Here is an 18,033-nt window from a genome sequence, read left to right as displayed (position 1 = left end):
CTTCTTTTTTTCGCGCTGATCCCCTCCACCCTTTCCGCCGCCGACGCCTGGGAACGGGCCCGGAGCACCGGCGAAATTCGATGGGGAGCGGACGCCACCGGCGGGGCGCCCTACCTTTATCGCGATCCGGCCGATCCCGGGCGGTTTTTGGGGTTTGAGGTCGACATCCTGGACGCCCTGGCCCGGCGGATGAACCTGCGGCCCGTCCTGGTTCTCGTCCCTTGGGAAGAGCTGGTTCCCGCCCTCCTGCGCGACAATTTTGACCTCGCCTTCAACGGTCTGGAAATCACCGAAGACCGCCGGACCAAAATCGATTTTTCCATCCCCTATTACATTTTCGCCGAGCAAATCACCGTTCGCCGTGGGGACGAGCGGTTTTCCACCTTCGAAAGTTTGCGGGGCCATCGGGTGGGAACGTTGACGGCGTCCCTGGCGCAGACCCTCATGGAACGGGATGGGCGCGTAACCCCCGTGGCGTACCCGTCGCCGGTGGAGATCTACAAAGATTTGGAATTGGGCCGCACGGACGCCGTTCTTTTGGACGTGCCCATCGCGGCCTGGTACGCGGGCCCCAACCCGAAACTGGCCGCCGTCGGCGATCCCGTGGGCCGCGGCCTCTACGCGGGGGGGATCCGGAAGGATTCGCCCGAGTTTCGGCGGCGCGTGGACGAGGCCCTGGCGGCCCTCATCCAAGACGGCACGCTGGAATCGATTTACCGCAAATGGAACCTGTGGACGCGGGACCAAAGGGGATTGAAGGACGCCCTGACCTCGGCGCCTTCCATCCCCGAACGGGGATCGGTCCGACGGTATTTGGGGCTCGTTTTTCGGGGGGCGGGGACGACGATTTTGATTTCCGTCCTTTCGATGGCGCTGGCCGTCGGCGTGGGATTCCTTATTTGCCTGGGCCGCCTGTACGGCGGCCGAGGACTGCGGTCCCTCTGCGCGGTATACGTGGAAATCACCCGGGGGACGCCGCTGCTCATCCAGCTCTACGTGCTTTACTACGGGCTGCCGAACCTGGGTTTGCAGTTGAACGCCCTGGTGGCGGCGGTGTTGGGCGTCGGGTTCAATTACGCCGCCTACGAGTCCGAGATTTACCGGGCGGGCCTTTTGTCCGTTCCCCGGGGCCAGGAGGAGGCGGCCCGTTCCCTGGGTTTGACGACCTGGCAGACCCTTCGCCACGTGATCCTGCCCCAGGCCGTTCGAACCGTTCTTCCACCGTCGACGAACGATTTTATCGCCCTCTTTAAAGACACCTCCCTCGTATCCATCATCACGGTGATGGAGCTCACCCGCGCCTATTCCCAAGCGGCCACGGCGACCTTTCGGTTTCTGGAGCTGGGGTTGCTCACCGCAGGGCTTTACTTGATGATGAGCCTGCCGCTCTCGTATTTGTCCCGTCGACTGGAGGCCCAACGTCGTGTTGTGCATTGACGTTCAACATCTTTCGAAGTCCTTCGGCGATCACACGGTGATCAAGGACCTCTCTCTGCGCGTGGAGGAGGGGGAAGTGGTGGTCGTTCAAGGCCCGTCGGGGGTGGGGAAGAGCACTTTCCTCCGTTGTTTGACCTATCTTGAGCCTTTTCAGCACGGCACGGTGCGGGTGGGGGACATCGAAATTCGGGCCGGCATCGACGAAAAGCATCACCACGATTTGATTCGGCGTTTGCGGGAACAAATGGGCTTTGTGTTTCAGTTTTTCAATCTCTTCCCGCACCTGACCGTTCTTCAAAACCTGGCCCTGGCGCCGGTTCGTGTCCAGGGCCGGCCGCTCGGGGAGGTCGAAAAGGAATCCATGGCCCTTTTGGAGCGCGTGGGGCTTGGCGGAAAGGCGAAGGCTTACCCGGATTCGCTTTCGGGAGGTCAAAAACAGCGCGTGGGCATCGCCCGCGCCTTGGCCATGCGCCCCCGGGCCGTTCTTTTCGACGAGCCGACCTCCAGCCTCGACCCGGAGATGAAGGAAGACGTCGTGGAAGTGATGGCCGGTTTCGCCCGGGATGGCCTGACGATGTTGATTGTCACCCACGAACCCGCCGTGGTGAACCGAATTGCCACCCGGATTCTTCGGTTCGGCCCGGGGGGGAAGGTGGAGGAGGATCGTCCCGGACTGGCCCGCCGTTGAGCCTAAACCGCCCCTAAAAAGACCCTCCCCGCCGTCATTTTCGGTTCCTGTTGTCCGCATCGGTTTTTCCCTTCCCTTCGTCCCCTCGGATTCCCATTTAATCGCCTGTCCCCTTCGGCTTTCTTTCCGCGGGCAAACAATTTCTTTGGTCCTTTCCGGGGAATTCCCATTTAGTCTGTTCAATGGCGATTTAAATCGCACCCCATGGGTTTTTGATCGACGGGAAAAGGCTTTCATCGTCTGGGGGGGGGCAAGGCGGGGGCCGATGGGCCTATCGACCGTCAACCGGCGATCCTGTCGGGGCGGATTGTCGGTGGGGGTGTTCAATCCCCGGCTTGGACTGGTCGTTTCGATTCCTGACGCGCTTGGGGCGGGGCGGTTCCCCGGGTGGCGGGTGGAGAAAACACTTCGAGAAAGCCCCTTGGAAGTGGTGGCTTTCTTGGCTTCGGGGGGGTGGACCCCCGGATCGTTGACCGGCCGCTGTCGGTCAGCGGTTGAATTTTAGGCCGTTTCTATTCGGCGGCTTCCGTCCGGCGTTTAATCTTGTCTTTGTTTTCATCGTAGAATTTTCGAATGTCATCGATGTGGTCCAATATCAATTTCGCCTTGGTCAAACCGAAGGTCAATCCGTAACGATCCGACTCGTTCTGCTTCAAGCTGATGACCATGTTGCCCTTGAATTCGCCGATGGTGAACACGCGGAGCCTCCTGAATTTTTATGCGTTTATGCCAAAACCAGTTGAAATAATACAATTTAAGAGTGCTAAGTCAAAACAAATACAAAACATATTTAGAATCACATCAAAAAACGTTGTTCAACAACAGTTTTAAATAATAATTTAACGTTATTTCTAAGACAACACACCCGGAGGCCTCTTGGTGTATATTTAACATAATATATATTATCAGAAGCTATAACCGTGTGGGGACCGATCCGGGTTTTTGCGTCGTTGATCCAGTTCTTTTTGGTCGTTAGACGGCGGATTGTCGGGCGAGTATGGCGGCCGCGTTGAGGCCCGGCTCCGTGAGGCGATAGCTGGTGCCTTTGCCGCGTCCCGCCCGAACGGCGAGCCCTTCGCTTTGGAGCCGATGGTAGGAGCGGGCGAGTTTTGCCAGGTCGCTGTGTCCGGATTCTCGCAAATCCCGGGCAATGCGGGTGGCTTCCACTTCGGTTTTGCCTTGAAGTTCACGGTAGCCGTGAAGCAATAATAGGAGAGCGTCGGCCAATTTGCGGCCTTTCGGGCCCGTTCCGGGGCCTTTCCGGATCGTCAGTCCGTTGCGTCCGGCGTCGAAATAGTAGGCGCTGGAGACGGCGGTGGGCGAATTTGGCCGGTCGGCGCCGGCCACCTCGCGGCGCCATTTTTCGATGTGTTTTTCGACTTCGGCGCTGGGGCCTTCGGCCTCGATTTCGTTGTTGCCGACTTTAATTCGAATTTTGATGTTGTCCACAGGAATTCACCGTGTTAAGACCCAGAAATGGTTAGAAAAACGATTTACCAGACAGATTCTTTCCTTTTATTGGGTAAAAGTCAATCGGGCGGTGGGTGGTTTGGTTTCTGCGTCGGAATATGGGGCTTTTCGGGGAGCTGGCGGAGGGTTATGGAACGGGGCAGCAGCTTTCCAATCGACGTTTTCGGGCGATTTTGACCTCCTTGAGTTTGGCGAATCGGAGCCTTTGGTCCGGAGTTAAAATCTTATGGATGGCGTCGATTTCCTTCAATTCCAGCGCGCAGGGATGGGGGTGGCCGGCGGGAATGTTTAATATCTCCCGCACCGCGTCCTGTTGCTCCGGGCGGAGATCCAGCTTCTTGGTCAGGCGCTGGAGGGTATTGGCGGCGTTGAATTGGCCCGCCAGGGCTTCGGGAGTCGTGGAGAGCCACAGGACCGTTAGGGAGAGCAGTCCGATAGTTGTTCGTTTCACTTGAAGGCTCCTTTTAGCCGAATTTCCCCCCTCGGTTTCTCTTGGAAAGGGAATTCAGGGTCCAGGGCCAGTAAAACGGCCTGGGCGGACCGGGAGAACTGGGCCCCTCGGCGGGTTACAATGCCCTGGGCGTCGTGGCCGAAAAGCGGGCTGGCGTCCCGGACGGCGAGCCGCCGCCGATCCGCCGGGCGGAGGCAGATGTCGGGGACGACGGCGACGCCGAGCCCCGCCGCGGCGTAGGTTTTGATCGCTTCCCACCCCCCGGCCTCCAAACCCACGCGGTAGGCCAGCCCCGCGCGGCTTAGGGCCCCTTCCATCAGGATTCGGGTGATGGACTGGGAGCCGGGAAAAAGGATCGGATGCTCGGCCATTTGTTTCAAAGTCACGGGGCCCCGGTGGCGGCCGAAGGGGTGCTTCGGAGCGCACACGACAAGGCGCTTGTAGGAGCGAAGGGGGCGGTAATCGGCCCATTCGGGCACCGTGGTGAGGGGGCGGACGCCGAAATCCAGCTCCCCCGACCGGATCATGCGAAGGGTTTCGTCGGCCCGTTGGTGATGAATGACCAGGCGGACGTGGGGATGTTTTCGTTGAAAGGCGCCCAGGAGGGCGGGAAGAACGTAGAGCGTGGCGGATTCCCCGGCCCCGATGCGCAATTCCCCCCGAAAGTCCCCCTCCAGTCGCTCGGTCAAACGGTCGGAGACTTTTTCCCATTGGTCCAGCAACGGGCCGGCTTCGGCCAGAAGAGCGCGACCCGCCGGGCTCAGAACCGCTCGGCGGCCCCGTCGTTCCAGCAGGGGTCGGCGAAGTTCCTTTTCCAGCGACTGGACCGCCGCCGTCACGGCCGGCTGGGTTCGATGCAGGGCCTCGGCGGCCTTGGCGTAGCCGCCGCCGCGGGCCACGGCCAGAAAGGATCGGAGGTGTTGAAGTTCCACGGAAATATATTAACAATTTTTATATTAAATATATAAATAATCAATTTGATTTATATTTAAACCGGCGGTAAAGTGGGGGAGCGGAACGACAAAATTGACGCACGGAGGATTCCATGCAAACGCTCACCCCGCGGCTTCGCCGCTACGATTACCACGATTCGGCCAAGGACGGCGCGCTCTATTGCCCTTGCGGCACCGTGGCCCCCGCCGAGATCACGGAGTATTATCGCCACTATCACGTCCTGGGTTGCGCCCGGTGCCGGACCCCGCTCGCGCTGGTCGACCACCCCCTTTCCCAGGAATTTGAATGGATGGAGGGTTTTCCCCTCTCCGGGGTCAACAACCCCTTGGCGGCGTAACCCGCCCTGGGTCGGTTTGACTTTTGGGTTCAATCCCCCTATACTCCCCTCCATATGACGAAGGGGCGATTTCAAGCCGGCTTAAGGTGGGGCGTTGTCCTTCTGGCGGCGGGAGCGGTGGGGGCGGGGGCCGACGGTCCGGTCCCGAGCCCCGTTCCCGCCTGGCGGACCGTGGAAAACCGCGCCTTCGGCGTGGGCGAGCGACTGGTTTACCAAGTCCATTTCGGGGGGCTGTCGGGGGGCACGTTCACCCAGGAAATCGTCGCCCTGGAGTCCGTGTCGGCGCGCCTGGCCTATCGTGTGGTTTTTGAGGCGCGGACGAATAAAATGTTTGATCATTTCCATCGCACCCGGGACCGCAACGAATCTTGGCTGGACACCCAAAGCCTTTCCTCCTTGAAATACGTCGAATCCATCGAAGAAGGGTCCTATCGAAAACGGGCCGAAACGCTGGTGGATTTTTCCCGGGGAAAGCTCCACCACGTTTACAAAACGGCGAAACACGAAGGGCAGACGTCGGTGGACGTTCCCCCCTTTCCGCAGGACGCGGTATCGATCGTTTATTTTTTGCGCGCGTGCCCGTTGACGCCTGGAGACGCGTTCGAGCTTCCCACCTATTCCGGCGGGGAGGTCTATCGGTCGACGGTTCGGGTCAAGGCGATGCAGAGGGTCAAAGTGCCGGCGGGGGTTTTTCAGTGCTACCACGTGGTGCCGTCCCTGGACGGCGACGAAAAACAGAAAACTCAAATCGAGGTTTGGTTGTCCACGGGGCCCGAACGGTGGCCGGTGCTGTTGAAGTCGAAACTTTCGTTCGGCTCCTTTACGGCGCGGTTGTCGGAGCGGGTTCCTGGGAAACCCGTGGAATCCACCCCCCCGCCGGTCAATAAAGAAACGACGACGGTTTTTCCTTGATCTCGCGAATTTGACCCAGGATCCCGTCGATTTTCTCCGGATCCGATGGGTTTCTCATTTCCTCCAGCCGCTTTTCAATCAACGACAGCCGGTCGAACACGAATTCCCGATCGCCCCGGGCTTTTTGCCGCAAAACGCCCAACACTTCGTCAAAATCCTTCGCCAAATCCTGAAATTCATCGAACCGCCGCAACCGGACGCTGAGCGTCAGATCTCCCTGTTTCATTCGGCCCAGCACGTGCCCAAACCGGTAAATGGGCCCCGCGATCAAATGGGAATAAAAGAGGGCGACCCCAAAAGCCAAGATCCAAGTGAACATCACACTGCGGATGATCACGTGCGTCAACGTATGGACGTGGGTCACGGCGTCGGTTTTTTGGATCAAACCGGCGTCCACCATGTGAACGATGAATTGGTTCCCCGACCACCAGATGGCCCCGATCATCAGACTCAGCAGGGCGAAAATGGCCAGGCTGAATTTAATTTGAAACCGAGGCTTGATGATTCGGCGGCCGAACAAGCGGCTTCGTTGCGGGGCGGGGGCGTTCGGTGTTTCGGAAGCGTTCATGACGGGGTCCTCGTTTCGTTATTCGTAGGAAGGGTAGATGCGATCTTTTAACAGCGACTGGTCGAAGGTTTCCACGCCCTCATCGGCGAAGGAGCGCAATTGCTCCACCCGGTCGTCGGGCAACAGCACCGTGCCGGATTCCCCCAGGGTGTCGAAGAGATTGGGGATCGATTTAAAAAAGATGTGTTCGTTTTTATTTTTGAGCGTTTGATAATCCAAAGTGGTGCCGGCTGGGTAGTGGGACAGGAACGCTTCGGGCCCCACGTCGTAGGCGTATTCGTCGCCCATCCGAAGGTTCCAGCGGGCGTCCTGAACCATAAAGGCAAAACGGGGGTGGACGTCGTCCCGGAACACGCTGGTGCCCAAGAACGCGTTGGTGGGGTGGAGACCGAGAAGGTCGAGAACCGACGGGGTCAGATCCACGTGGCTGCTCACGCCCTCAATGACGCGGGGTTTGAGAAGGTGGGGCGACCAGAGGAGTCCCGGAACCCGAAAGAAAATTTCCTGCCGAAGGGCCCGGCCCGCGTAGCGGTCGCCGTCCGGATAGACCCAAATGCCGTGGTCTCCGGTGATGATGAAAATCGTGTTCTTGGCCAAGGGGCTCCGTTGCGCCTTCTGGAGAAATTCCCCCAAGGCGAAATCCGTGTAGTAAAGCGCGCGGCAATACTTTTGATAGAGCGCGGATCCCTTCACGGGCGGCGCCTGCCCGTCCGTGGGATAGTCGTTGAACGGGAAATGACCGCTCAAGGTCATGATCTCGGCGAAAACGGGGCCTTTTTCCTTGGTCAAAATATTCAAGGCGTAATCGAAAAGGTCGCGGTCCGGCGCCCCCCAGCCCAATTTACGTCCTTCCGCGGGAACGTCGTAGCGGAAATTGTCGACGCCGTGGCGGGAGAGAAACTCGATTTTTTTATCGAACGTCGGCGGGTGGGAGCCGATCCAGAACGTGGAATAGCCGTTCTTTTTAAGAACCATCGGAAGGGTCAAAATATTGAGTTTGGGCTGGTTGAGGTAGACGGGCGCTCCCCGCATGTTCGGAACGTAGGAGGCGTGAATGGCGAATTCCCCTCGAATCGTTTGCGCCCCGTTGGCGTAAAAATTCCGAAGCAGCACCCCTTCTTTGGCCAGTCGATCGATGTTCGGCGTGAACGACGGGGAGGCCCCGTAAGCGCCGGACTCAAAAGCCCGAAAAGATTCCAGAAGAATGACGACCACGTTGGGTTTTGAATCGAGGGCGAAGGGCAGGGGTTTCGCGTCCGGGAGCGGGGTTTTAAGAAACGGGAACGCCGCGTTCTTGGCGTGCTTGTAAAGGGATTCGTTGACGGCCACAAAGGCGTCGTTTTTCCACCGCCGGGGCCCCCGTCGGGGATTCAACAAATATCCGTAAGACAGCTGCAGTTGGGCGATTTTTTGTCGAAAGACGTAAAACACGGGGTTTTGCTCCGAATAGCGATTCTCCCCGATGGTCAATTTGTAATGGCACGAGGCCAACAGAATGGCCATTAGGAAGAAGGGGCGGCGAATCGAAAGACCCATCCGCCGGTCTGAAAGCATGCTCAACTGCCAGAGGAGCAGGGGAATCAGGAGGCCGATGAGAAGATCGAAGGGGTGGAGCAGGACCATGATGCCGCTCCAAATGGCGAACACATCGTCCCACTGCTTGAGGGCGTCCATTTGTCCCCAGGAATGAAAGAATCGAAAGTTGAGAACGATAAAAAGAAAAAACGTGGTGAGCACCATGACGAAGGCGAAGCTGAGCATCATCCGTCGGAACAAGCTCCGGATCATCAGCAATCGGCTGTAAATGAGAAAAAACAAAATGACGAACATGACGTGGTCCACCAGTCCCGCCGCCTGGGTGCGGGCGCCCATGGACCAGAGGGCGTAGCACACGACGACGACCGGAATGCTGATTTGAAGAAGGATGGACCGAAGGGTGCGCCCGTGGCTTTGCTGGGGAGAGTGCACGTAGTCCAAGGGGTGCAACAGATGCATGAAAAAACGGACCAGGGGTCGAAGGGAAAAGCGGGAGAAATTCACTCTGAAACTATAGGGCGCGGAAGACGATTTTTCAATGCCCATGAGGGGCAAACGAATTCAAAAAACGCGGGGGTTCCCGATCCGTGGATCGGCCCGCGGGGGAAGACGATTGGTCCCCGTCATTTTGAGATGCCTTCCATTAAGTCTTGGAGGTTGTCGCGGGTGTCGTTCATGGAATTTTCGATTTCGTTGCGGTGGCTTTCCATGTAGGTTTCGTTCATTTCGCGAACCGCGTCCATGTCGGACCGGAGCTCGTCCATGTGGGCGGCAAAGAGCTCGGCCACGCTGTCTCGGTAATCGGCCATGTCGGCGGACAAACCGCGAACCACCGGGACCCCGCCGGACAAGGCCACGTCGGTTTGTTGGTTCGGTCCGAGGTCGGCCGCGGGCCCCCCCGCGGAGCCCGCCTGAACGTTGCCGTCGTACACGGCCACCGTGGCGGCGGCGGTCGACGCGTCCGTGACGAAGACCGTTCCCCGAACGGCCGCCACGGCGACCGGGGTGCGGACTTTGAACCGGGCCCGGGCGCCCCGATTCCATTTGGGGATGTTGCTTAACAGGCGTCCGTCCACCAGTTGAACCAAAAATTGACGAAAACGGCCCACGCGGGTTGCTTCCTGCACACGCAGAAGGGTGTTGGCCTCCAGTCGGAGCGCCGTCCCGTCGTCAAAGAGGATTTCCGCCCGGCCGTCGGCGCCGGTGCGGAGGACCGCCCCGGGTTCGGCCCGCCAGCCGATTTCCCCCTCCCGGGCCGGCGCCCGGGTCCCGGTACTGACCGAGACGTCGCCCTCGACGCGGGTGAGCGTTCCGGGGATGTTCCGGGTTTCCGCCGGCGCCGCCGCGACCGTCAAAGCCAGGCCCAAAAAGACGAAGGCGGCCGGGGCGCGGCGAATCGCGGGGTGAAACAAAGGGAGGGCGTTCATCGGGGGTCCTTTCGTGAGGGAGATGGCACCGGGTTTGATTATATCCAATTCGACGACGGCGAGCCGCGTCGGCCGTCGGACCTCCCCCAAAAGAAAAACCCGATCCGGTGTCGGATCGGGTTTTTCGGCAAAACTAGCGGGGGACGGACTTGAACCGTCGACCCTGCGCTTATGAAGCGCATGCTCTAACCAGCTGAGCTACCCCGCCAAAACGAAGGTGCGCGTCGGCGTGCCCGTCGACGCCGCATTATACCATTCCCGCCGATTATTTAAAAAGGTCGGCCAGAAAGGCCGTCAGAGAATCCCAGGATTGGCGGTCCGCGTCGGCGTTGTAGGCCATGCCGGTCGAGGGGTCGTTCCCGGCTTCTTTGACCGTGAAACTGTGGACGGCGCCCGGATAGGACCGCAACGTCCAGTCCGCTTGGGCCGCCTTCATTTCGGCTTCGAATTCGGGGATTCCCCCCGCGGTCCATTGGTCGTCCGCCCCTTGGAAAACGATGATTTTGGTTTTGATCGTACCGGGTTTGGCCGGCGTGGGCGTGGTCAAATTGCCGTGAAAACAGGCCACCCCTTTCAAGGGCATTCCCGCCCGGGCCATTTCCAGCACCGTGGTTCCGCCGAAGCAATACCCGACCGCCGCCAAACGATGGGGATCCACGCGGGCCTGCGTTTGCAAAACTTTTAGCCCCGACCCGGCCCGCCGGCGCATTCGCTCGCGGTCTTTGAAATAAACGCCGGATAATTTGGCCGCTTCCTCGTGGTCCTTGGCGAACACCCCTTTTCCGTACATGTCCAAAGCGAAAACCACATAGCCCTGGGCGGCCAATTGATCGGCCCGTCGACGAACATAGTCCCCGCGGCCCTTCCATTCGTGAACCACGAGGACCCCCGGACGGGAACCGGCGAGGGCGTCGTCGTACGCCAGATAACCCTGGAGCGGGGTCTTTCCGTCCGCGTAATCGACCACGCGGGTTTTTATTTCCCCGTGAACGGTCGCGCCCAAAGCCAGACATCCCCAAAACCAAAGTGTTTTTTTCATGAAGCCTCCCGAGGGTCCCTCAGCCGGTCATGCGGACCAATTGGCCGGTCACCCGGCCCCGTTCCAACATGCGGGCGCAAAAAAGCGTAAAAAGCGTTGTGTAAACCGCGTTGAGTCCCAAGGACCAAAGGAACGATCGCCAATCAAAACGTCCGGTCAACACGACTCCCCGCATGCCCTCCATGACCCAGGTACTCGGCAACAGAAGGCAGAAGGGTTTCAGCCAACGGGGATACACCGACAGCGGGTAGAAGATGGCCGAGAAGGGCTGGATCAAAAATGGAATCCCCCAAATCAACGCCTCCGCGGCGTGGCCCCAGCGGAGCAAAAGGCCCGTGGTGAACAACCCCATTCCGTAGCCGAACACGAGAAGGTTGAAGGCCAAGGGGACAAAATAGAAGCCGAGGGCGCCCAATTGAAAGGCGTAGAGAAGCGTGGCCAAAGCGAGCAATACCCCGACGATGATGCCGGTTTTAATGAGCCCGTAGAGGGAGGCCCCCGTCACCCATTCGATGGCGCGCAGGGGCGATATCAAGAGGTTTAAGACATTGCGGGTCCACAATTCCTCCATAAACGCGAGACTCAGGGCCTGCTGGGAGCGAAAGAGTATGTCCCAAAACACCAACCCGTTGATCAAAACGAGCATGACACGTCCGGCCCCGTCCAGGGCGTTCTGCCGGAGGTACACCGTGAAAAAGCCCCACACGAAAAGTTCCATGACAGGCCAAAAAAACAGGTCCAGGAGCCGGGCCGGGCTTCGCAAATGGATCAACACGTAGCGCCGAACCACCGTGGCGATTCGAAACATCATGGGGCGACCCCCCCGGCGGCGTCCACCACATCGCCGGAACGCGCCAAATGGATGAATACCTTTTCCAGGGATTCTTTTTGGAATTGATCCCGGACGTGCCCGGGCGTTCCTTCAATGATTTTTTTCCCCCGGTGAATAAACAGAACCCGGTCGCAGAGAGATTCCACTTCCGCCATGTTGTGGGACGTGTAGACGATCGTCAGGCCGGTTTTTTCCTGCATCTCTTTGAGGGTTCGGCGCACCAGGTCTGAAATGTCGGGGTCAAGGCTCGCCGTCGGCTCGTCCAAAAACAACAGCTCGGGATCGTTGAGAAGGCTTTTGCAGATGTTTAATCGCGTTTGTTCCCCCGCGGACAATTGACCGGTGCGGTTGTCGGCCCGGTCGAGGAGGTGGAATTTTTCCAGCAGGCCGTTGATCCTCGCCCGCCGGTCCTTCACCCCGTACAAGCGGGCGTAGATGTCGAGGTTTTGGCGGGCGGTCAAATTAAAGGGCATCTGAACATAGGCCGAGGAAAAATTGATCCGGGGGTAAAGAAAGGCGCGGTCCGTGGACGGGGATCGACCAAACAGCGTCGCCCGGCCTTCGGTCGGAGTGAGCACGCCAAGGAGGATGTGAAGCGCGGTGGTTTTCCCGGCGCCGTTGGGGCCCAGGAGGCCGAAAATTTCTCCCCGGTGGACGTCAAAGGAGACTCCGCTCAGGGCCGCCACGTCGCCGTAGCGTTTGACGAGTCCTTCGACGCGAATGACCGGCTCGGTCATCGGGGGCCGACCACGCGATCGGTGGATCGGTTGAGGTCGGTGACGACGGCGTTTCCGGGCCATCGGCGATAATCGTCGAGCGAATGGGGACAAAGAACCGACCAGTTGTGAGGACCGACGCTTCCGGGATAGTTGATCCGGTAGTCGCCGGGGCGCCCCGGCAAGGGGCGTTCCACCGAAAGCCAATCGAAGATCAGCTGGATACTGAAAACGGCCGCGGACCGGCCGGCGGTTTCCAAGGCGCTTCGAACGAGGGCGGGCGTGGCGTCCGGGGGGGTCGGGCCTCGACCGTTCAATCGACGCCAAAAGCGCTCCTTTTCATCGTGGCTGCCCAAAAACAAATCGATGAAATCCCGGGCGTCTTCTTCCCGAAGCCCCAGGGCGCGCGCCAACGTCGGGACATCCCGGACGGATTCTTTCCAACGCAGGCGGCCGCCGCCCGCGGTTTCCCCGTCAAAAAGACGGGCGCGCAGTTTTTGGGGATCCATTCGACGGGCTTCGCATTTGAGCTGGAAAAAATAGCCGTCCACGGTGCCGGCCTCCTCCTCCCACCACGCCGAAAGATTGGACATGTCGTGGGTGCTCACGACGGCGCAGGCGTTTTTTCGATTTTGAGCGGGGTCCCGGAAATCGTAGGTCTTCCCCCAGTCCCGGGCCCATCGTTGAACGTCCAGGCCCGGAATGCCCAGTCGGGCCAGAGTCGGGTTGGAGCAGGCGGGCACCACGCCCAAGTCTTCTCCACAGGGAAGCATGGAGGTGGCGTTCAACATCACGTTCAACAGGCGCGATCCGTGTTCTTCCCATTGCCGTTCGTCCGGGGGATCGAAAGACCCGTCCAACCCGCCGCGCTCCGGCGGCGCGTTCAGGGGGATCGTGTAAAGGCGGAAGACCCCGATGACGTGGTCGATTCGGTAGAGGTGGTAAAAATTTTCGGCGTAGCGAAGCTTTTGGACCAGGTAGTCGTGTCCCCGGGCCGCCATGGCGTCCCATTGATAGGGCGGCATGCCCCAGCGTTGGCCGCCCGCGAAATAGAGGTCCGGCGGAGCGCCGGAGGAAAGATGGAGCTTAAAGTAATCCGCGTGGGCCCAAACGTCGGCGCTGTCCCGGGCCACCAAAAACGGGAGGTCGCCCATGATAAAGACGCCTTGGGCGCCGGCGTGGCGCTTCACGGCCCGGAACTGTTCAAACAACTGCCATTGGAGCCATTCCTGAAACAGCAGGGATTCGGCTTCCTCCCGGGCCAATTGCTGAAGGGCCGCCGGCTCGCGGCGGCGAAACGGTTCGTCCCATTCTTCCCAGCCTTTGCCTTGAAATCGTCCCTTGAGAACTTTGTATAGGGCGTCGTCCCTAAGCCAAAAACTTTGGGACGCGCGGAACCGCTCGAAATCGGGGTGGGATTTATCGGCGAGGCGGAAGAGGTCCCACAGCAGGGAAACCTTGGCGCCTTTGATGCCGTAGTTGACCCGTTTGCCCCGGGGAAACAGGCGGGCCAGCCCATCGATGGCCCCGGAAAAGGTTTGGGCGTCGACCCCGATCAAATCCCGAAGGGACAAATACATCGGGTCCAAGGCGAAGGAACTTTTGGCGCTGTAGGGCGCGAAATCGTATCCGACGTCGTTCAGGGGGAGCAGCTGCAGAAGGCTCTGTCCCGTGAGAACGCACCAATCGATCAACAACCGCAGATCCGGAATTTCCCCGATGCCGACGCTTCGGGACGAGTGCAGGGAGAACAGCGGGGCGCAAACGCCGGCCCGCCGTTGGGCACCGAGCGCGGCCCATTGCCGGGCGGCGGGGCCCCGGGTGAACTCGGAATAGTCGAAGGGGCTCACGCGACGGTCTCCGGAACGCGCGCGGGAACCCCGGGGCGCAGGACGGTTTCGGCGGCGGTTTCACCCGAGGCCACGGCGTCCGGAAGTCCGATGCCGCCGTAGGCGTTGCCGGCCAGGACCAGGCCCGGATGGTGTTTATTAAGGCGCTCGAAAATGGCGGCCACCCGTTCCAGGTGCCCCAGGGCGTATTGGGGCATGGCGCCGGGGTAGCGTTGCAGGTGGGCGAAGATCGGTTCCCCCTCCGCGCCGAGATAATCCTTCAAGTCCCGTCGCACGCGTTTCACCAATTCGTGATCCGAGAGCTGAAGGGCCTCCCCCCCCACAAACGCCCGAAACAAGACCCGGTCGTTGGGGGCGCGGTGAGGAAATTTGACCTGGCAAAAAGTACAACCCGTCACCGCGCGTCCCTCGGCGCTCGGGACCACGAACCCAAAACCGTCCAGGGCGTGGCGAACGTTGGCGCGGGGGTAGGCCAGATTGACCGTGGCCACGGTGCCGTAGGGAATGCCGTCCAGCAAAGCGGCCAAGGCGGGGTCCACCGGCCGAAGCAGGTCGGCGGCCGCGGGCGCCGAAATGGCGAGACACACCAAAGGGGATTCCACCGTTTCTCCCGAGGACAAGGTCGCCCGCCAGCCGCCGTCGGTTTTGGCCAGGGATCGAACTTCCACCCCGGGGCGAAGAGCGTTCGCCGGCAGGGCGTTTCGCAGAGCGTAAACCAGCGTGTCGATGCCGTTTCGAAAGGTCGCGAAGAGCCCGTACCGGGGCCCGCTCGTGCCCTGGGCGGGAACGGCGCCCTGGCCCCCCGATTTTCGCCTTCGAGCGCGGAGAAGGGAGCGGATCACGCCGCCTTTCGCCTCCATGTCGAGGAATCGCGGGAAGGTGGCCCGCAGGCTCAATTTTTCGGGATCGGCGGAATAGATGCCCGCCACCATGGGCTGCGCCAATCGATCCAGCACCTGCCGCCCGAACCGCCGACGCACAAAAGACGCCAGGGATTCGTCCCGGGAGGAGCGCCGCGCCGGAATCAACAGTTCCATGGCCGCGCGGAATTTCCCCCAGAGGGTGAGAAGCGGCGTTCGAATCAGGGGCCGGAGGCGGGAGGGCGCCAACAGGTAGAAACCCTCCGGCGTCGGATGCAGCCGCCCCCGCAGAGCCACGAAACTTTTTTGAAAAGCGGGGTTTGTGCCGATGATTTGATCCGAAATGCCCAACCGTTCGGCCAGGTTCAGAAGCGCCGGTTTTTCGGTGATGAAGCTGTCGGGGCCGCTTTCCCATAAAAAACCGTCGCGCCGGCCCGTTTCGATGACGCCGCCCAATCGGGGGCGCGTATCAAAAACGGTGAGGTCCAGGGCGTCGCCCCGTCGCCCCGAAAGTTCCACGGCCCGGTGCGCGGCGGCCAGTCCCGACGCGCCCGCCCCCACCACCAGAAGGCGTCGGTCCCGAGAGGCCTCCCGGGGCTGGGCCCCGGCGCGCCGCAACCGGTCCTGGATCAACGTCGAAAGAAGGGCGACGAACCGCGGGTGGTCGCCGACCGTTTTGGCGCGCAGAAAATCCCACCCGCGCGCTTTTCCGGCTTCCCGCGCTTTCACGTCCAAATCAAAAAGGACTTCCACGTGGTCCATCAAAAAACCGATGGGAACGACCACGGCCCGACGTCCCTCCCCGGGTTCCCGGGCCAGGGTTTCGGAAATGTCCGGCTCGAGCCAGGGATCTTCGGGGCGACCGCTTCGGCTTTGGTAAACCAGGCGCGCGTCTTTCACCCCGAAACGGGCCGCCACCGCCGTGGCCAAGGCGCGCAACTGGCCCGAATAGCCCGAGGCGGCGTCCCAGGGGGTCGGAATCGAATGGGCGGTGAACCACCAGCGGTCTTTTTCCTCGGGTCCGGGGGATTCGCGGAGGGCTTCGGCCACGCGATCGGCCACGGCCTCTTGAAACGCGGGGTGGGCGTGCCACGGCTGAAGGTAATGAAGCCGAAGAGGCGTCCTTACGGCGGCGCGGTGGGCGTCGGCGGTGGATTTTAAATAGTAATTCCAACTGGGAATGGAGCGGAAGGCGGCCAAGGGGACGGCGATCAAATCGGTGACGCCGTCGGCGGCGGCCTTCTTCAACGCGTCGGCCAAGGTCGGCGTCCAGTTGCGCATTCCGGTGTAGATGGGAAGGTCGCACCCGTCCGACCGCAGGCGCGCCGCGAGGGCCCGGGACAAGGCGCCGACTAAATCGTTGTAGGGCGAACGGCCGCCGATGCGTTCGTATTGCTTAACCACTTCCTCCACGCGGTGGGGCGGCACGGGGCGGCCCTTGAGGACGATGGAGAGGAACGGACGAATGTCCTCCGGTCGGGTGGGGCCCCCAAAGCCGATCAGGAGGACGCCGGCTTTCATGGCCGCTTTTGGCCGAGGCGTTTGACCGTTTTGACAAGGTGAACGACGTTGTGGAACGGCGTGCCGGGAAGGATGCCGTGGCCCAGGTTGGCGATGAAGCCCGGGCGCCGCCCCGCGTCGGCCAGCCAGCGCCGGACTTCGCGCCCAATGATCGACGGCGGTGAAAACAGAATCGCCGGATCGAGGTTGCCCATGAGGGGGATGTCGCCCAAACGGCGCCGCGCTTCGCGGAAGGAAACGCGCCAATCGATTCCGAGAACGGTGCCGCCGGCTCTTTTCATGAGCTCCAGAAGGGTTCCCGTCTGCGTGCCGAAGTGTATGGCGGGGACGCCCCGGCGAACGCCGCGAAACACGGACCGGGTGTGAGGCAGGACAAAGGTTTCGTAGTCGCTGGGAGAGAGCACGCCCACCCAACTGTCGAAAAGTTGAATCCCCTGGACCCCCGCGTCGATTTGGGCGTTCAACAAGTCGGTGACCACGTGGGCGATTTTGGCCATGAGTTTGTGCCAGGCCCGCGGCGAGGAGTTCATGAAGGTTTTCGTGTGAACGTAGTTTCGGGTTCCCCCCCCCTCGATCATGTAGGAGGCGAGGGTGAACGGGGCGCCGGCGAATCCCAGCAGGGGAATCGCCGGGGGAAGGGCGGCCCGGGTTCGCCGCACGGATTCCATGACATACCCCAAAGCCTTCTCGACATCGACGGGGCGCAGGCGGTCGACGTGGGCCGGCGTTCGGAGGGGCGGGCCGATCCGGGGTCCGTCGCCTTCGGCGTATTCCAGGGAAAGGCCCATGGGTTCCACCGGAAGCAACAGATCGGAAAAAAGGATGGCGGCGTCAACGCCCAACTGCTGGACGGCGTCCACGGTGACCCGGGCGACGAGGTCGGGGTTTTTGCAGAGTTCGAGCATGGACACCCGGGCCCGAATGGCCCGGTACGACGACTGGTAACGGCCCGCCTGCCGCATGAGCCATATCGGCGGTCGAGCGACCGAACGTCCTTGGCAGGCGCGAAGAAAAAGGCTGTTTTCCAAGAGAGAGGTCGGGCCCCCGGGGACGCTCACCAATCCCCCAGAGCGTCGACCAGAACGGCGCGCAGAGCGGCGGGCGAAACGGGCTTGAGCAACACGCCGAAGGCCCCGAGATGTTTGGCTTCCGTTTCGTGAAGTTTGGCGTCCGCGGAAAGGAAAACGACGGGGATGTCTTTGGTGGCGGGGTCGGCCTTTAATCGTTTAATGACGTCGAGGCCCGTCATGTCCGGCAATCGGTGGTCCACGGTGATGGCGTCGGGCTTTTCCGCCGAGGCCTTGGCCAAGCCCTCCCCGCCGGTCTCCGCGGGCAGGGGGGCGCAGTCGATGATCTCGCAATAGTCGAGCATCAGCTCCATGAGCGCCGGGTCGTCCTCGATGACCAAGAGTCTTTTTTTTGTGTCGCCCATGGA

General features: G+C 60.9%; 18 protein-coding genes and 1 tRNA gene. 4 read left to right on the top strand and 15 right to left on the bottom strand.

Annotation, left to right across the window (positions count from 1 at the left end):
- Window positions 1-15 precede the first annotated feature (15 nt).
- Both IPP68_09635 and IPP68_09630 read left to right on the top strand, forming a co-directional pair.
- Window positions 16-1,437: an ABC transporter permease subunit gene (locus tag IPP68_09635; protein MBL0350617.1), complete on the top strand. Its 1,422-nt coding sequence runs from the start codon at window positions 16-18 to the stop codon at window positions 1,435-1,437.
- Window positions 1,424-2,125, top strand: a complete 702-nt coding sequence (locus IPP68_09630) for an amino acid ABC transporter ATP-binding protein (protein ID MBL0350616.1) — start codon at window positions 1,424-1,426, stop codon at window positions 2,123-2,125. Before IPP68_09635 ends, IPP68_09630 begins: the two co-directional genes overlap by 14 nt.
- 512 nt (window positions 2,126-2,637) lie before the next feature.
- Here the strand turns inward: IPP68_09630 and IPP68_09625 are convergent.
- The 4 genes from IPP68_09625 to IPP68_09610 form a co-directional block, all read right to left on the bottom strand.
- Window positions 2,638-2,823, bottom strand: coding sequence for a hypothetical protein (locus IPP68_09625; GenBank protein MBL0350615.1), 186 nt, complete (start codon window positions 2,821-2,823; stop codon window positions 2,638-2,640).
- A 274-nt stretch (window positions 2,824-3,097) separates the two neighbouring features.
- Complete coding sequence (locus IPP68_09620; protein MBL0350614.1) at window positions 3,098-3,574, bottom strand: hypothetical protein; 477 nt, start codon at window positions 3,572-3,574, stop codon at window positions 3,098-3,100.
- A gap of 148 nt (window positions 3,575-3,722) precedes the next feature.
- The gene (locus tag IPP68_09615) at window positions 3,723-4,046 is read right to left on the bottom strand and encodes a hypothetical protein (protein ID MBL0350613.1); all 324 of its coding nucleotides are present in this window, start codon (window positions 4,044-4,046) and stop codon (window positions 3,723-3,725) included.
- Window positions 4,043-4,978 (bottom strand): LysR family transcriptional regulator, encoded by a 936-nt coding sequence (locus IPP68_09610; protein ID MBL0350612.1) that lies wholly within the window; start codon window positions 4,976-4,978, stop codon window positions 4,043-4,045. The genes IPP68_09615 and IPP68_09610 overlap by 4 nt, the downstream gene beginning before the upstream one ends.
- A 113-nt stretch (window positions 4,979-5,091) precedes the next feature.
- Here IPP68_09610 and IPP68_09605 point away from each other — a divergent pair, with 113 nt between their 5' ends.
- A complete protein-coding gene (locus IPP68_09605; protein MBL0350611.1) occupies window positions 5,092-5,337 on the top strand; it encodes a hypothetical protein in 246 nt (81 codons plus the stop codon).
- A 54-nt stretch (window positions 5,338-5,391) separates the two neighbouring features.
- A complete protein-coding gene (locus tag IPP68_09600) occupies window positions 5,392-6,249 on the top strand; it encodes a DUF3108 domain-containing protein (protein ID MBL0350610.1) in 858 nt (285 codons plus the stop codon).
- On the opposite strand, the gene IPP68_09595 is transcribed toward IPP68_09600, so the two are convergent.
- The 11 genes from IPP68_09595 to IPP68_09545 all read right to left on the bottom strand — a co-directional run bounded on the left by IPP68_09595 (window position 6,218) and on the right by IPP68_09545 (window position 18,030).
- Window positions 6,218-6,817 (bottom strand): methyl-accepting chemotaxis protein, encoded by a 600-nt coding sequence (locus IPP68_09595; GenBank protein MBL0350609.1) that lies wholly within the window; start codon window positions 6,815-6,817, stop codon window positions 6,218-6,220. The genes IPP68_09600 and IPP68_09595 overlap by 32 nt on opposite strands.
- Window positions 6,818-6,835: 18 nt before the next feature.
- Entirely contained in the window at window positions 6,836-8,857 is a 2,022-nt protein-coding gene (locus tag IPP68_09590; GenBank protein MBL0350608.1) for an LTA synthase family protein, read from the bottom strand.
- Window positions 8,858-8,976: 119 nt separating this feature from the next.
- A complete protein-coding gene (locus tag IPP68_09585; GenBank protein MBL0350607.1) occupies window positions 8,977-9,780 on the bottom strand; it encodes a FecR domain-containing protein in 804 nt (267 codons plus the stop codon).
- 134 nt (window positions 9,781-9,914) lie between these two features.
- Window positions 9,915-9,988, bottom strand: a tRNA-Met gene (locus IPP68_09580).
- A 57-nt stretch (window positions 9,989-10,045) separates the two neighbouring features.
- The gene (locus IPP68_09575) at window positions 10,046-10,819 is read right to left on the bottom strand and encodes a dienelactone hydrolase family protein (protein ID MBL0350606.1); all 774 of its coding nucleotides are present in this window, start codon (window positions 10,817-10,819) and stop codon (window positions 10,046-10,048) included.
- A gap of 19 nt (window positions 10,820-10,838) precedes the next feature.
- On the bottom strand, window positions 10,839-11,630 hold the full coding sequence (locus IPP68_09570; GenBank protein ID MBL0350605.1) for an ABC transporter permease: 792 nt from the start codon (window positions 11,628-11,630) through the stop codon (window positions 10,839-10,841).
- Window positions 11,627-12,451 (bottom strand): ABC transporter ATP-binding protein, encoded by an 825-nt coding sequence (locus IPP68_09565; GenBank protein ID MBL0350604.1) that lies wholly within the window; start codon window positions 12,449-12,451, stop codon window positions 11,627-11,629. The genes IPP68_09570 and IPP68_09565 overlap by 4 nt, the downstream gene beginning before the upstream one ends.
- Window positions 12,385-14,217, bottom strand: a complete 1,833-nt coding sequence (locus IPP68_09560; protein MBL0350603.1) for a 4-alpha-glucanotransferase — start codon at window positions 14,215-14,217, stop codon at window positions 12,385-12,387. The genes IPP68_09565 and IPP68_09560 overlap by 67 nt, the downstream gene beginning before the upstream one ends.
- Window positions 14,214-16,598 (bottom strand): protoporphyrinogen oxidase, encoded by a 2,385-nt coding sequence (hemG, locus tag IPP68_09555; GenBank protein MBL0350602.1) that lies wholly within the window; start codon window positions 16,596-16,598, stop codon window positions 14,214-14,216. Before hemG ends, IPP68_09560 begins: the two co-directional genes overlap by 4 nt.
- Window positions 16,595-17,656, bottom strand: a complete 1,062-nt coding sequence (hemE, locus tag IPP68_09550) for a uroporphyrinogen decarboxylase (GenBank protein ID MBL0350601.1) — start codon at window positions 17,654-17,656, stop codon at window positions 16,595-16,597. The genes hemG and hemE overlap by 4 nt, the downstream gene beginning before the upstream one ends.
- Window positions 17,653-18,030: a response regulator gene (locus IPP68_09545; protein MBL0350600.1), complete on the bottom strand. Its 378-nt coding sequence runs from the start codon at window positions 18,028-18,030 to the stop codon at window positions 17,653-17,655. The genes hemE and IPP68_09545 overlap by 4 nt, the downstream gene beginning before the upstream one ends.
- Window positions 18,031-18,033 lie beyond the last annotated feature (3 nt).

This window comes from Elusimicrobiota bacterium, assembly GCA_016722575.1.
Lineage (GTDB): Bacteria > Elusimicrobiota > Elusimicrobia > FEN-1173 > FEN-1173 > JADKIY01.
Note: the sequence above shows the minus strand (reverse complement) of the source record. Positions and strands in the feature narration are given on the sequence as shown.

Excerpts from the sequence above, each read along its gene's own strand:
- IPP68_09605 (MBL0350611.1), top strand. The coding sequence starts at position 5,092 with ATGCAAACGCTCACCCCGCGGCTTCGCCGCTACGATTACCACGATTCG.
- IPP68_09600 (MBL0350610.1), top strand. The coding sequence starts at position 5,392 with ATGACGAAGGGGCGATTTCAAGCCGGCTTAAGGTGGGGCGTTGTCCTT.
- IPP68_09595 (MBL0350609.1), bottom strand. The coding sequence starts at position 6,817 with ATGAACGCTTCCGAAACACCGAACGCCCCCGCCCCGCAACGAAGCCGC.
- IPP68_09585 (MBL0350607.1), bottom strand. The coding sequence starts at position 9,780 with ATGAACGCCCTCCCTTTGTTTCACCCCGCGATTCGCCGCGCCCCGGCC.
- IPP68_09575 (MBL0350606.1), bottom strand. The coding sequence starts at position 10,819 with ATGAAAAAAACACTTTGGTTTTGGGGATGTCTGGCTTTGGGCGCGACC.
- IPP68_09570 (MBL0350605.1), bottom strand. The coding sequence starts at position 11,630 with ATGATGTTTCGAATCGCCACGGTGGTTCGGCGCTACGTGTTGATCCAT.
- IPP68_09565 (MBL0350604.1), bottom strand. The coding sequence starts at position 12,451 with ATGGCCCGGAAACGCCGTCGTCACCGACCTCAACCGATCCACCGATCG.
- hemG (MBL0350602.1), bottom strand. The coding sequence starts at position 16,598 with ATGAAAGCCGGCGTCCTCCTGATCGGCTTTGGGGGCCCCACCCGACCG.
- IPP68_09545 (MBL0350600.1), bottom strand. The coding sequence starts at position 18,030 with ATGGGCGACACAAAAAAAAGACTCTTGGTCATCGAGGACGACCCGGCG.